Consider the following 14,053-nt stretch of genomic DNA (forward strand, 5'->3'; position numbering starts at 1 on the left):
CAATAATTTAGATCGCACAAATTATAGACAGCAGAAAGGGGTGAGCTCAACTCACCCCTTTCTTTAGGATTATGCAGTTGAATAGCGCTGTAGGCACTGGATTAAACTGAAATAAAGTTAGGACACCTTAGCTGCTTCAGGAACGCTACGCATGCTAGAAGGTTCCGAGGTTCCAGCCGCTTCATCTTCACCTTGCAAAAACTGCTTGGACGCACTCACACTTTGGTGTAAGCGCAGGCGATAACAAGGAATGGTATCTGACAAGATTGCACTTGCCATCATCCCAGTGTGAATCTCCAGGTGAGCCTCAGGCACAGACTCAAACATTAACCGCTGGCCAGGAAACACAACACGTTCAAAATACCAGTTAGGGATATTCGTAATCCGAGCAACTTGGATCTTATTCGTTGAATTAACGTAACAGCAGACAATGAGATCTGAATCGTTTGGAGGGACGGGATCGATGACTTGTGGCATGGCAACTCACGGAAAAGGGTAATTTTATGGGTCTTTTTAATGGGCATTTAACGCAAACTTAAGCTAACATTCATCGATCCCAAACCGCTGTAAATATCGTTACTTAATTGACTTACTGCTTAGAGAAAGTTATGATCTTTACCTTTTCTTTAGAATTGATGGCTGTTAGTTAAGTTGGGATCATATCGAAACTATCTTAACGAAGAATCTTGGGATCGGTGGGTGAGTCACTGCAAAGGCATCGGTCTAGACAAACACTCTAGGGCAACTCAGTACTATGATTAAGATATATAACCTAAGTGTTAATCACCTTATACCTTAACGTTCTCTCAAGGCGTGATGAACAATCCCCGAATCCTATACATTCGTCTACCTTGTAATCCCATTTTTCCCATTGGGGTCGTTTACCTCGCCGATCATATTCACAAATGTCTACCTCATGTCGAGCAACGTATCTTTGATTTAGGCACCGTCCCTCCCCTGGACTTCAAACCAGCATTGGATCGCTGTATAGATGACTTCCAGCCTGATCTCCTTGTTTTTTCCTGGCGAGACATCCAAATTTACGCTCCTGTAGGTGGTAGAGGTGGCAATCCCCTACAACATGCCTTTGAGCTGTACTATGGTAAAAATCCTTGGACAAAACTCAAAGGTGCTTTTGGTGGATTAAGGGTATTTATTGCCTACTACGCAGAGTTATGGAGAAATTCAGGGCTAATCAAACGAGGACTCAAGCGAGCCCAGCGATATCATCCTGAAGCTCAGACGGTAGTTGGAGGTGGTGCAGTCAGCGTTTTTTATGAACAGTTAGGTACCCAGCTGCCGAAAGGGAGCATTGTCTCTGTGGGTGAGGGAGAGGTCCTATTAGAGAAACTGTTGACAGGGCAAGAATTTCGAGATGAACGATGCTATGTGGTGGGCGAGAAAGCTCCCCGAGATCGCATGATCCATGAATGGCCCACCGAGATCGACAAAACGGCCTGCGATTACCCATACATTGCGAGTATTTGGCCTGATTTTGAATATTATTTTGAGTCTCAAGACTTCTATGTAGGCGTTCAAACCAAGCGAGGGTGCCCTCACAACTGCTGCTATTGCGTCTACACCGTCATTGAAGGTAAACGCGTCCGAGTCAATCCCGCCGAAGAAGTCGTTGCTGAAATGCAGCAGCTGTACAATCGCGGCATTCGTAACTTCTGGTTTACCGACGCTCAATTCATCCCAGCCCGCCGCTATATTCCCGACGCGATTGAATTACTGCAAAAGATCCTAGATGCCGATTTAACAGATATCCATTGGGCTGCCTATATTCGTGCCGATAATCTCACGCCAGAGCTCTGTGATCTAATGGTCAAAACAGGGATGAACTATTTCGAGATTGGGATCACCAGTGGCTCTCAAGAACTGGTTCGCAAGATGCGGATGGGATATAACTTACGAACCGTGCTGCAAAACTGCCGAGATCTAAAAACGGCTGGCTTCAATGATTTAGTCTCTGTCAATTATTCTTTCAATGTCATTGATGAGCGTCCAGAAACGATTCGCCAGACAATTGCCTATCATCGAGAACTAGAAAAGATCTTTGGAGCAGATAAGGTCGAACCTGCCATTTTCTTTATTGGCCTCCAACCTCACACCCATCTCGAAGAATATGCCTTTGACAACAATATTTTGAAGCCTGGCTATAACCCCATGAGTCTCATGCCTTGGACGGCCAAGAAATTACTTTGGAATCCTGAGCCCATGGGTTCGGTATTTGGAGAAGTATGTCTCCAAGCTTGGAAGCAAAGTCCCAATGATTTTGGGCGAGAGGTGATGAATATTTTGGAACAGCGTTTTGGTCGCGCTCCCTTGAATGAAGCTTTGACAGCCACCATTGAACCCAAAAAGCGATCACTGGCAACAGCTAGCCGAATGGGCTCATAAGCATCCTTTCAGGATGATGTTTGACGCACACACAGTTCAACAGGTAAATCTTGCCACACAAATAAACCCCTCACCTATTTCTGGGTGAGGGGTTGAATCATTGTACTCTGGCATCAATAACCCAGAGGGTGAGATTTACCACTTCTGAGCAACATACTCAGCTAGGTCAAGCACGCGCTGACTATAACCCCACTCATTGTCATACCAAGCTACAACCTTGATCATGTTGCCGCCCATGCCCATGGTGAGGGAACCATCAACAATAGAAGAGCAGTCATGTCCTTTGAAGTCACCTGAGACCAAAGGCTCTTCATTGAAAGCAATGATTCCTTTCATTGAGCTTTCAGACGCTTGCTTAAGAACTTCATTAACAGACTCAGCAATCGCTGGCTTCTCAGTTTGGGCAACAAAATCACAAACGGAAACGTTAGGGGTGGGCACCCGCAAGGCAATACCATTCAGCTTTCCTGCAAGGGCAGGAATAACAGTTCCTACCGCTTTAGCAGCACCCGTGGAAGTCGGAACAATATTGACTGCAGCAGCACGAGCCCGTCGCAAATCTCGGTGGCTGGCATCTAGAATGCGCTGGTCGCCAGTGTAGCTGTGAGTAGTGGTCATCAAGCCATGAACAATACCAAACTGCTCATGCAAAATCTTAACCACAGGGGCCAAACAGTTAGTTGTACAGCTGGCATTACTGAGAATGGGCTCGCTGGGATCGTAATCCTCGTGGTTTACCCCAACCACATACATCCCCACACCACCCTTACCAGGGGCTGTGATTAATACTTTTTTGGCACCAGCTTCAATATGCTTGCTAGCTCCTTCTTTGGTGACAAACACACCTGTAGATTCGATCACTAGATCGATGTCCCAATCTTTCCAAGGCAAGTTAGCAGGGTTCCGATCAGAGACACATTTAATGACATGGCCATTCGCCACAATCGTGTTATCGACTGCTTTGATGTCTGCATCTAAACGACCCAGCATGGAGTCATAGGTCAACAGGTGGGCATTTGTTTTGGGGTCAGAAGTATCATTTAATCCGACAATCTCGATGTTGCTGTTCGGCCGTAAAAGCCAACAACGCATAAAATTTCGTCCAATTCTCCCGAACCCGTTGATCGCTACTCTAATCACTGCGTCTTATCCTTATGTTCAATTTATAGTCTATAGTCAAGCCAGTAGTGACCCTCAATCATCATATCGTACAAGGCAGCCCTATTCTCCAAAGACTTTGTGCCTTGAGAATTGAAGGTATTAAGACTATGACTGGCGCAGAAATATAGAACTATAGGTCTTGAGGACAATCATTCCACAGAGATGTCGTTTGGCGAAGGCTAGTGAAGTCACCATTCCCCAAAATGAGATGATCCAGTAGGGGTAAGCCTAGAATTTGCGCACCTGAGAGCAGCTGCTGAGTCAATTCAAGATCTTCAGGGCTAGGATCCGTCTGCCCCGACGGATGGTTATGGGCCACAATGGCTCGGGTTGCTCCCTTACGGATAATTTCTCGAAAAATATCGCGGGGATGAGCTAGGGTTTCGGTCGCAGTGCCAATACTCACCACTTGCGTTCCGAGTAACCGATGCTTGACATCTAGCAGCAGTACGGCAAATCGTTCTTGAGATTGCCACATTAAATCGCCAGCTAAGGCCGCAGCAGCAACGGCTGGATCATCTATCACAGTCAATTCAGGCGGACGTGCTTGGCAAATTCTTTTCCCTAACTCAATGGCGGCCAGGATAGTCGTCGCCTTCGCTGGCCCTATACCTTGAATAGTGATGAGTTCAGACGCATTAACATCTCTCAGCACTGTAAGTGGATCTTGCTGATGTTCGCTGAAATGCTGCAGAACATGCTGGCCTAACCCGACTGCAGACAATTTGCCTGGTCCTTGGCCCATCCCGAGGAGTATGGCCAATAACTCTGCATGGGTTAAATATTTAGCCCCTTGGGCAATGAGACGTTCACGAGGGCGATCGCTTTCGGGTAAGTCTAGAATCCTTAAGCTGTAGGTCATCGTCGCGAAATTATGGGCTCCCTAAATCACAGGACATGGGCATCGACACTCGCACTCATGTTTAGTACACCCACTTTCGTCCCTTACTCCAACAGAACATCCCATATCCATTGGTCAATTCCGATCGGTCAATGATGGCGATTGACAGCCAAAACACGATAGAAGCCAACCGTTTTGGCTATCAATCGCTAGCTAAATCTGTACAGATCTGTTGAAAGGCATGTTGAGGATCAGCAGCAGTCGTGATCGGGCGACCAATGACCAAATAGTTGGCCCCTGCTTGCATGGCTGCAGTTGGTGTCATGGCCCGTTTTTGATCGCCCGTCGCTGATCCCGGAGGGCGCACACCTGGACAAACGATGAGCAATTCATCCCCGCATACCTGACGCATTTGCTCCGCTTCGTGAGGAGAACAGACAATCCCATCCAGACCTGACTCTTGAGCCAACAGCCCCATTTGCAAGGCATACTCTGGCAGTTCTAGGGGTATTTTTAAGTCTAAGGCCAGCTCCCGCAGCGAGAGACTGGTCAACACTGTAATTGCAATCAACTTCGGGGGAGACGTTTGAGCCGCTTGGGCACCTTCCTGTAAAGCCTGTTGCGCAGCAGAGAGGGCAGGACGCCCTGCTGTAGCATGAATCGTGAGTAGATCCACTCCATAAGTGGCAGCAGATCGGCAAGCACCAGCCACGGTATTGGGAATATCGTGGAATTTCAGATCGAGGAAAATCTTTTTTTGGCGTTGTTTGAGCTGCTTTAGGATACTGGGACCACAGCTAACAAACAGCTCTAACCCTACTTTCCAAAATTGCACTTGAGGAATTTGATCGATCAATGCGATCGCATCTGCCTCTGAAGGCACATCCAACGGCACAATAATTCGTTGAGCAATCTCAGTCGTCACGACACTAGCCTTCAATAGCGGTCGTTTAACACTCTACTGCCTAGGAATTACCTTTGGACGACTCTCGGCCAATAGGGGATGAAGATTGACCACATTTCCAATGACGGCCACAGCCGGAGCCTCAAATTGAGCCGCTTCCATTTGGCTGAGAATAGTGGCCAAGGTCCCCACGAGTTCTTCTTGATCGGGGCGAGTCCCCCAACGAACTAATGCAATGGGGGTATCTGGGTCTTTTCCTGCCGCGTCCAGCTCAGACAAAATATGGGACAGATTATGCACCCCCATATAAATCACCAGGGTTTCGGATGCCTCCGCCATGGCTCGCCAATTGACCCGAGGTCGATATTTGTCGATCGGTTCATGGCCAGTCACAAAGGTAACGGAGGAACTATAGTTGCGATGGGTGACCGGAATGCCTGCATAGGCCGGTGCTGCAATACCTGCTGTAATCCCTGGAATAATCTCCACAGCAACCCCTGCTTGGATTAAATCTTCCATTTCTTCTCCCCCTCGGCCAAAGACAAAGGGGTCTCCCCCCTTGAGTCGGACGACGACGGCATGGGTTTGGGCTTTATCAATCAGCAACTGGGTGGTTTCTGCTTGTAACAGAGAATGCTGCCCACGACGTTTACCGGCATGAATCTTTTCGGCTTGAGCACCAATCATAGCCAGAATTTCTGGGCTAACGAGGGCATCATAGATCACCACATCAGCACATTCTAGAAGTGTCTTACCTTTGAGCGTGAGTAATCCGGGGTCACCGGGTCCCGCTCCCACAAGATATACTTTCCCAGAACAAGTGGCTGGCGGCTGGGGAGAATCAGTGGTCATAGACAACCTGAAAAAGAGGGTAAAACAATCAGGCAGTTATTAAATCTTGAATTAAATGAACGAGGGGAGCACTGGGCTCTAAAGGTGAAGAAAAAGTTAAATTTATGTGCTTAAAATCACATTTTAGCTGATCAACTTCCTGGGAAATGGTGTCTATGATACTGCCCGTAAACAAAAAATAGGGCTTGATACCCACCTTCAACCCAGGATGAGCCGCCATTTGAGTCACCGTTTGTCGCAAACTCGGAGATACGGACCAGTAGGCTGGCGCTGCATCTAATTGTTGGGCCAAGGCCTCAACCGGTTGGTTCCCTCCTGGATATCGACTGCCATGGGACAGCAGAATCCAGCGATCCACATCCGTACCGGCCATGGTAGCCCGTAGAATTTGGAAGAGGTTTGGATGGCTACCTAAATGCGATCGCACCTCAATCTCTAAGGACTTCGGTAAAAACTGGCGCACCGTCGTCACCACGTCAGGGATATCTACTCTGACATGGGTGCCAGGTAACAGGAATAGCGGCAAAATCACGAGTTGATCAATGTGGGTGAGCTGCTGTCCCCAATTACAAATTTGCTGTTTCAGGGGAACAGAGCCAAATTCCAAGGTAGCGGTCTTTACCCATAGAGGCCGGTCCCTTTGAGATTGCAAGGATTGTTTCACCCCTTCACCCAATTGATGCAGCGAAGCTTGCGATCTTGGATCGCGACTTCCATGAGCTACCAGCAAATAAGCAGAGCGAACACTCACGGTTTTTCAAACATCTAAGGCGTTAAAGATAACGGTTCTGGTATGACAGGCTTTTTATCCACTGTTTGACCATAGTCAAGAACAATTTGACGAAACTCATCACCTTCCAAAGTTTCTTGCTCTAGCAGGACCTCCACCAGCTTATCGACTAAGCTACGATTCTCCCGCAATATCTGTCGTGCTTTGTCATAACAATGCATGACAATGTCTCGGACTTCCCGATCAATTTTTATCGCTATCTCTTGGGAATACTCTGCTCGCTTTCCCCAATCATTCCCTAAAAAGACATCACTATTGTTGTCACTTTCCAAAGCAACATACCCTAGATCAGACATCCCTAACTGAGTTACCATCCCCCGCGCGATATCCGCAACATATTTAATATCACCACTAGCACCATTGGTTACTTCGGCATCACCGAACACCTCAACCTCGGCGGCACGACCTCCTAGAGCAATCGTAATTCGATCGATCATCCAAGCTCGTGTATATAAACCGCTATCCACACGCTCTTCATTAAACATCGCCTGAGAGAATCCTCCAATCCCTCCTGCTCGAGGCAAAATCGTAACTTTATTGAGGGGATCGGCATCTTTTAAGAGAGTTTCAAGCAGAGCATGACCCACCTCATGATAAGCAATCAACCACTTCTTCTTGCTCTGTAAATGAGGAGCCATCGTTAACCCAATGGTAATCCGATCGATGGCATCATCCACTTCTAGCTCAGTGATGGCATCTTTCCGACGCCGAGCGGTTAAGATTGCCGCCTCATTCAGGAGATTCGCCAATGCCGCGCCAGAGAAACCTGGGGTACGGCGAGCAATCGCTTCTAGAGAGACCTGAGGAGACATTTTCTTCTCTCGGCTATGGACTTCCAGAATGCCGAGTCGCCCCTTAAAGGCCGGTAAATCCACCGTGACTTGGCGATCAAAACGACCGGGACGCAAAAGAGCGGTATCGAGAATATCTGGACGGTTAGTGGCGGCAATAATAATGATGCCGGTATTTCCCTCAAAACCATCCATTTCTGTCAGCAACTGGTTGAGAGTCTGTTCCCGTTCATCATTGCCCCCGCCAATCCCAGCACCTCGCTGGCGACCGACCGCATCAATTTCGTCGATAAAGACTAAGCAGGGGGCATTCTCTTTTGCCTTTTTGAACAGATCGCGGACCCGAGAGGCCCCAACCCCAACAAACATCTCCACAAACTCGGAGCCAGAGATACTGAAGAAAGGTACCCCTGCTTCTCCAGAAATCGCTTTAGCTAACAGAGTTTTCCCCGTTCCCGGCGGACCAATCAGCAACACGCCCCTGGGAATGCGAGCCCCCACCGCCGTAAATCGTTCGGGCTGCTTCAAGAAGGTCACTACTTCTTGGAGTTCTTCCTTAGCTTCCTCGATCCCAGCCACATCTACAAAAGTGACGCCGGTTTCGGATTCCATTTGAAACCGCGCTTTGGATTTGCCAAAGTTAAGAATTTGGCCTGGACCACTGCTCGATCCTGCTGTTCGCCGTAAGAATACAAGAAACAGAAAAATAATAAAGATAAAGAGCAGAAATTGAGACAAGATGCCCAATAGGGGGTTTTCCCCTGGATCAGGGACTTGTTCAAAGTCAACCTTGTTCTCGCGCAGGATGCTGAATAACTCTGGATCCTTATCAAACAAAATGACTTTGGAATACTCAGCGTCTTCGGGCTGGCCTTTGAGCTTGAATTCGGCGATCCGTTGTTTTTCGTAGATCTTGGCAGTCTTAATCCTACGAGCCTCGATATGCTCAATAAAGTCGCTGTAGGATACGTTTTCGTCTTTAGACTCAGCCAATACCGGTAGAGGCTGGGACAGGACAACACCCACCACGAGTGCGGAGAGCTGTCTGACCCATCTGCGTTGGCCTAATTTTTGGTTCATGCTGGCGTATCTTTTAGCATTTGTGGGGGGCACTGGATTTACCTTCAGAGTAGGTAAATTAATTCTGTCTCTTCAAGCCTAGTTTACAAATCATTTACTCAGCAACTCTTCATTCTTTCAACAAAGATATTACGCACCATTTTCGACCATTTATCACTGACGAATTACAGACCCAAACCAATCGCAAGCCTGGCTTTCCATTATCAATATCTCTACAAAATCGGCCCGGGGTTTTGAAATTTAGGACCCGGATGTTTCCTTGGTTCAAGAATGGGGAATTCTGAGTATACAACGCCTGATTTCGGGCGACTGGTCGGTCTATCCAGTTTGCCCAATCCCTAACCAAATCCATACAGAACTGAACGAGGAGTTCACCAGAGATGAGCCATAAAGTTGTCCAACCCACAGAACTACTAGATGGAATCAGTGCTAATCAGTTGCGCCGCGAAATCACTGATGTGATGGCCGAAGGCGTCAAAACCATCCTCGTAGATTTGCAAGACGTAACCTTCATGAACAGTTCGGCGATTGGCGCTTTAGTCGCAACGCTCAAAGCAGTTCGTGCTGGAGGTGGCGAAATGTTTCTATGCTCCCTGAACGATCAGGTGCGCATTATTTTTGAATTGACCAAAATGGACCAGATTTTCAAGATTTGTGCTGACCGCCAAGAATTTGAGCAAAAGTTTGCGGTTACGGCCAATTAGGTCAATTTTGTTGCAAATCAAGCCATAGAGCACCTGAGCTTGGTTCCATGACATCTATGCATACCCTTCAGCGATCGCATCTAGCGTATCGCTGTTTTATTGACTTGCCTATCACAGCGTGAACATCCGAAAAATCCTGCACCTATTCATTCACCCCTGGCGAATTGGAGCCGTTGCAGGTATCCCCCTTTATGCAGATCTGACTTGCTTAGTTGCGATTGCCCTTGGGTCGATGTATTTGGCTCGGATGAGTCAAGCCTTTCACCCCGACCTGGGCCTCGCTATCGGCGTCATCGTCGGCTTCGCCTTACCCCTCTCCATCTTTATCCATGAGATGAGTCGAGCCCTGGCAGCGAAGCATTATCAAATCTCGGTCCAAGGGGTTTACATTCGGGGGCTGGGGTCAGTCGCTAAGACCGATCAGACCTTTGCCCACCCCTTGCAAATGCTAGAAGTTTACTTTGCGGGAACGCTAGTGAACTTTATCTTATATGCAGGCCTTAATCTACTCGGCAACTTATCCCTGAATCTGGGAGGGACGGTGATTATTTCTTTGAATCACATCAAAGAATTTAACTTCGTCCTAGCCATGTTTTCTCTAGTCCCCCTCGTGCCCCTGAATGGTGGCTATATTTTCAGGGGGCTGCAGTGGGAGTGGACCCGCAAGCAACATCCCCTAGCGGGCCATGATGTCTACGGGGCTTATATTGCCGGTGGCGCGGCGATTGCCCTAGGTTTGATCTGGTATGGTAATCGGCCTTTTTTAGGGGTATGGATGTTGTACTTGGGACTCATGACTTGCCTCAGATACCTCCTCTTTGAAGGAGAGTTTTTGCCTCTCGCGATGGAGCAGCGGTCCCCTCGACCCTTCGCAACTGCCACAGCGAATATCTCGGCAACGGCCCCCCGTTCTCCTGCCCCACCAGCCCGATCGACCGCTACAAAGCCCGCTATCCGACCGTTAGACTTCAATTATTTAAATGCGGAGTTCTTGTCGGTGACGGAACCAGATCAGCAATTCCAGCAAGGTTTAGACTCCACCCAAGAAATGCGGCTACAAAATGCGATCGCATCTTTCAATGCCATTCTGGAGAAAGCCCCCAATAATGCCTCTGCCCTCCACAATCGAGGCAATGCTTACTTACAACTGGGGAAAAAGCAAGCGGCCCTCAGTGATTTTCAGGCGGCCCTCCATCTGAAAACGGACGTCCTAGAGATTTATTTGGGTAAGGGCAATGCCCACTTTGCTCTAGGGGATTTTCAGGGGGCAATTATGGAATACTCCGAAATTCTCAAACGAGATCCCGACCATGCTCGGGCTTATTTCAATCGGGCCAGTGCCCAAGTGTTGAACGGCAATCGTCAGGCCGCCATTGCGGATTTCAAGCAGGCGCATACCCTGTTTGCCGCTATTGCAGATCAAACCCATACCTGCAAGATTGACCGACGTTTGCAGATTTTAACCCCATGAGCGCTCACCCGCTTGCTTAAAGCCCCGGCTCCAGTGAACAATAGGGAATGGATGTTAGATAATTGTTCATCTAACCCGCCGAATTGATTCCTGATCGGGAGAGCAACGTGACCCAACAATTTGACTATGACCTGGTAATTATTGGCGCTGGTGTTGGCGGTCATGGTGCGGCTTTGCATGCAGTAGACTGTGGCCTGAAAACTGCCATTATTGAAGCTGCAGATATGGGAGGCACCTGTGTCAATCGGGGCTGCATCCCCTCCAAAGCCTTGTTAGCAGCGTCCGGGCGGGTGCGTGAACTCCGCGATCAACATCATCTGCAATCCCTAGGCATTCAGCTGGGTCAAGTGAACTTCGACCGGGGTCAAATTGCTGCCCATGCTGATAACCTTGTCGATACCATTCGCGGCAATCTCACCAATAGCCTCACTCGCCTAAAAGTCGAGATTATTCACGGCTGGGGCAAAGTCATTGGCAACCAAAAAGTGGTCGTCAAGTCCGATGCAGGTGAACAGACCATTACTGCCCGTGACATTATCATCGCCAGTGGTTCAGTACCGTGGGTTCCCCCAGGAATCGAAATTGATGGCCGCACCGTCTTTACCAGTGACGATGCTATTCGTTTGTCTTGGCTCCCTGATTGGGTCGCGATTATCGGTAGCGGCTATATTGGCCTCGAATTTTCCGATGTCTATACCGCTTTAGGCAGTGAAGTGACGATTATCGAAGCCCTAGATACGCTAATGCCCACCTTCGACCCCGATATTGCCAAGATTGCCAAGCGCGTTTTAATCGATCCACGGGATATTGAAACCCATGCCGGTCGCTTGGCTAAGAAGGTGACCCCTGGTTCTCCCGTTGTAATTGAGCTGGCGGATGTCAAGACCAAAGAAGTGGTAGAGGTCTTAGAAGTAGATGCCTGCCTAGTGGCAACCGGGCGAATTCCAGCCACGGATAATTTGGGTTTAGAGGCCATTAGTGTGGATACGGATCGACGGGGCTTTATCCCAGTGAATGATCAGATGCAGGTGTTAAGCCAAGGCGAAGTAGTCCCCCACGTCTATGCCATTGGTGATGCAACGGGCAAAATGATGCTGGCTCATGCCGCTTCTGCCCAAGGGATTGTGGTCGTGGAGAACATCTGCGAACGTCCTCGGGACGTTAATTACCGCAGTATTCCTGCTGCTGCCTTCACTCATCCTGAAATTAGTTTTGTCGGTTTAACGGAACCCCAAGCCAAAGAGTTAGCCAAAACGGAAGGATTTAAAATTAAAACAGTCCGATCCTATTTCAAAGCCAATTCCAAAGCCCTGGCAGAAAGTGAGGCAGACGGCCTCGCCAAATTAATCTACCGTGAAGACACAGGGGAGATTTTAGGGGGGCATATTATTGGCCTCCATGCCGCCGATCTGATTCATGAAGTCTCTAATGCCGTTGCCCAAGGGCAGCCAGTCCAGAGCTTGAGCCATTTGGTACATACCCATCCGACCATTTCTGAGGTGATCGATGAGGCCTTCAAGCGAGCAGCAGCAGGCTTCGCCCATTGATGGCAATCTGTTCTCGCTAAAAACCCTGGAACAGTAAGGGGGGCGCTTAAATCGTTATAATTGTTGGACCCTAGCTGTTTTGGTCTCCATGGAAATTCGCCGTCGTCCCCCCAGTGTGGCCGTTAATGTTCAAGAGCTACAATATCAGGTTAAAACCCCTGAAAATGAACCTCGCAATATCCTAGAAAAGATTGTTTGGTTCAAAGAAACGGAAGTGGAGCAGATGCGGGACTCTGTCTCCCTTCTAGATTTACGCAAGCAAGTTGCCAATTGTGACCCCCCCCTATCCTTCCTGGACGCGTTAAAGCATGGCAAGACTCAGCCTGCCCTGATTGCTGAAGTCAAAAAAGCATCGCCCAGCAAAGGAGTGCTCCGGGAAAACTTCGATCCCGTTGCCATTGCTCAGGCCTATGAAGCCGCTGGGGCTTCGTGTCTATCGGTATTGACGGATGCAGAATTTTTCCAGGGCAGCTTTGATTATTTACAACAGATTCGTGCCGCCGTCAGCCTTCCTTTGCTTTGCAAAGAATTTGTGATCTATCCCTACCAAATTTATCTAGCGCGATCTCGGGGAGCTGATGCAGTCTTGCTGATTGCCGCCATTTTGAGCGATCAAGACCTCACCTATTTTCTCAAGATTATTAAATCTTTAGGGATGACTGCCTTAGTTGAGGTGCATACCCTCCCAGAGTTAGAGAGGGTCATGGATATTCCTGGAATTGAGCTTATCGGTATCAATAACCGAGATTTAGAGACGTTTACAGTCGATTTAGAGGTCACCTGCCAATTACTGACTCAGCAGGGGACCGCCCTTCGAGACCAAGATATCTTAGTGGTCAGTGAGTCAGGGTTACATACCGCAGCAGACCTGGCCCAAGTCAAGCAGGCAGGGGCAGGTGCGGTCTTAATTGGGGAATCCTTAGTAAAAGAAACGGGCAATGCATCTACCCATAGTGAAACAGAACAAATGCAAGCTAAAATTTCTGCTCTTTTTTCCTAAATCGATTCAGGTTATTCAGTCTACTGAAGATGATTTGACCCTCATGAGCGGCCAGCTAGCATCACTATCTAACAGTTACCCGTTGAACCTAATCAATAATACAGGTCGGTTATGGGGATAGTTCCACTGCCTTCACATATCCATTATGAGCTTTTGCTCCAGATCCTAGAACGGCAAACCTTGCCGTCCTTAAACCCGGCATCTGGAGAATATAATCAGGCGAAACAAGTGGTTGTCTCCCTGCGCAAAGCCTTGGCCTATCAAAAAACTTTAGAGGATCGATGTAGCCAATCGGACCGGACCGTAGAACATCGCTGGTCCCTCAATGAACAGCAAACGCTATAGCCTTTAAGGGGATAAGTCCCTTAGCATTTTTAAAAACCTTTAAGGGGATAAGTCCCTTAGCATTTTTAAAAAAAGGCTGAGCTTATCGAAAGCTTTACGAGTCAACTGTTAAACTAAACCACATTGAATTGCACCAAGCAATGGTCAACTCGTGGGAGCCTTAC

The 14,053-nt window shown here is 48.2% G+C and carries 13 protein-coding genes; 6 read left to right on the top strand and 7 right to left on the bottom strand.

The window, feature by feature from the left end:
• Positions 1-117: 117 nt before the first annotated feature.
• Positions 118-477 (bottom strand): DUF1830 domain-containing protein, encoded by a 360-nt coding sequence (locus ON05_RS09455; protein ID WP_010475351.1) that lies wholly within the window; start codon positions 475-477, stop codon positions 118-120.
• A gap of 339 nt (positions 478-816) precedes the next feature.
• Between ON05_RS09455 and ON05_RS09460 the strand changes: the two genes are divergently transcribed.
• Entirely contained in the window at positions 817-2,403 is a 1,587-nt protein-coding gene (locus ON05_RS09460; protein WP_010475352.1) for a photosystem II high light acclimation radical SAM protein, read from the top strand.
• Positions 2,404-2,538: 135 nt separating this feature from the next.
• On the opposite strand, the gene ON05_RS09465 is transcribed toward ON05_RS09460, so the two are convergent.
• From ON05_RS09465 to ftsH, 6 genes are all read right to left on the bottom strand, one after another.
• Entirely contained in the window at positions 2,539-3,543 is a 1,005-nt protein-coding gene (locus tag ON05_RS09465; protein ID WP_010475353.1) for a type I glyceraldehyde-3-phosphate dehydrogenase, read from the bottom strand.
• A 151-nt stretch (positions 3,544-3,694) separates the two neighbouring features.
• A complete protein-coding gene (gene radC / locus ON05_RS09470) occupies positions 3,695-4,426 on the bottom strand; it encodes a DNA repair protein RadC (RefSeq protein ID WP_010475354.1) in 732 nt (243 codons plus the stop codon).
• A gap of 181 nt (positions 4,427-4,607) precedes the next feature.
• Positions 4,608-5,330 carry an orotidine-5'-phosphate decarboxylase gene (gene pyrF / locus ON05_RS09475; RefSeq protein WP_010475355.1) on the bottom strand — a complete coding sequence of 241 codons (723 nt, stop codon included), beginning with the start codon at positions 5,328-5,330 and terminating at the stop codon, positions 4,608-4,610.
• Between the two features lie 33 nt (positions 5,331-5,363).
• Positions 5,364-6,161: a uroporphyrinogen-III C-methyltransferase gene (cobA, locus tag ON05_RS09480; protein ID WP_010475356.1), complete on the bottom strand. Its 798-nt coding sequence runs from the start codon at positions 6,159-6,161 to the stop codon at positions 5,364-5,366.
• 28 nt (positions 6,162-6,189) lie between these two features.
• Positions 6,190-6,912 (bottom strand): sirohydrochlorin chelatase, encoded by a 723-nt coding sequence (locus ON05_RS09485; protein WP_010475358.1) that lies wholly within the window; start codon positions 6,910-6,912, stop codon positions 6,190-6,192.
• A 14-nt stretch (positions 6,913-6,926) separates the two neighbouring features.
• Positions 6,927-8,822, bottom strand: a complete 1,896-nt coding sequence (ftsH, locus tag ON05_RS09490) for an ATP-dependent zinc metalloprotease FtsH (protein WP_010475360.1) — start codon at positions 8,820-8,822, stop codon at positions 6,927-6,929.
• Between the two features lie 380 nt (positions 8,823-9,202).
• Between ftsH and ON05_RS09495 the strand changes: the two genes are divergently transcribed.
• The 5 genes from ON05_RS09495 to ON05_RS09515 all read left to right on the top strand — a co-directional run bounded on the left by ON05_RS09495 (position 9,203) and on the right by ON05_RS09515 (position 13,889).
• Complete coding sequence (locus ON05_RS09495; RefSeq protein WP_010475362.1) at positions 9,203-9,526, top strand: STAS domain-containing protein; 324 nt, start codon at positions 9,203-9,205, stop codon at positions 9,524-9,526.
• Between the two features lie 118 nt (positions 9,527-9,644).
• Positions 9,645-10,997: a tetratricopeptide repeat protein gene (locus tag ON05_RS09500; protein ID WP_010475364.1), complete on the top strand. Its 1,353-nt coding sequence runs from the start codon at positions 9,645-9,647 to the stop codon at positions 10,995-10,997.
• A 107-nt stretch (positions 10,998-11,104) separates the two neighbouring features.
• Positions 11,105-12,544, top strand: coding sequence for a dihydrolipoyl dehydrogenase (gene lpdA / locus ON05_RS09505; RefSeq protein WP_010475365.1), 1,440 nt, complete (start codon positions 11,105-11,107; stop codon positions 12,542-12,544).
• An 88-nt stretch (positions 12,545-12,632) separates the two neighbouring features.
• Positions 12,633-13,544, top strand: a complete 912-nt coding sequence (gene trpC, locus ON05_RS09510; protein ID WP_262561491.1) for an indole-3-glycerol phosphate synthase TrpC — start codon at positions 12,633-12,635, stop codon at positions 13,542-13,544.
• 111 nt (positions 13,545-13,655) lie between these two features.
• On the top strand, positions 13,656-13,889 hold the full coding sequence (locus ON05_RS09515) for a DUF5340 domain-containing protein (RefSeq protein ID WP_010475367.1): 234 nt from the start codon (positions 13,656-13,658) through the stop codon (positions 13,887-13,889).
• The last annotated feature ends 164 nt before the right edge of the window (positions 13,890-14,053 follow it).

Origin of the sequence: Acaryochloris sp. CCMEE 5410, from assembly GCF_000238775.2 — a bacterium.
In the GTDB taxonomy this organism is placed as follows: domain Bacteria; phylum Cyanobacteriota; class Cyanobacteriia; order Thermosynechococcales; family Thermosynechococcaceae; genus Acaryochloris.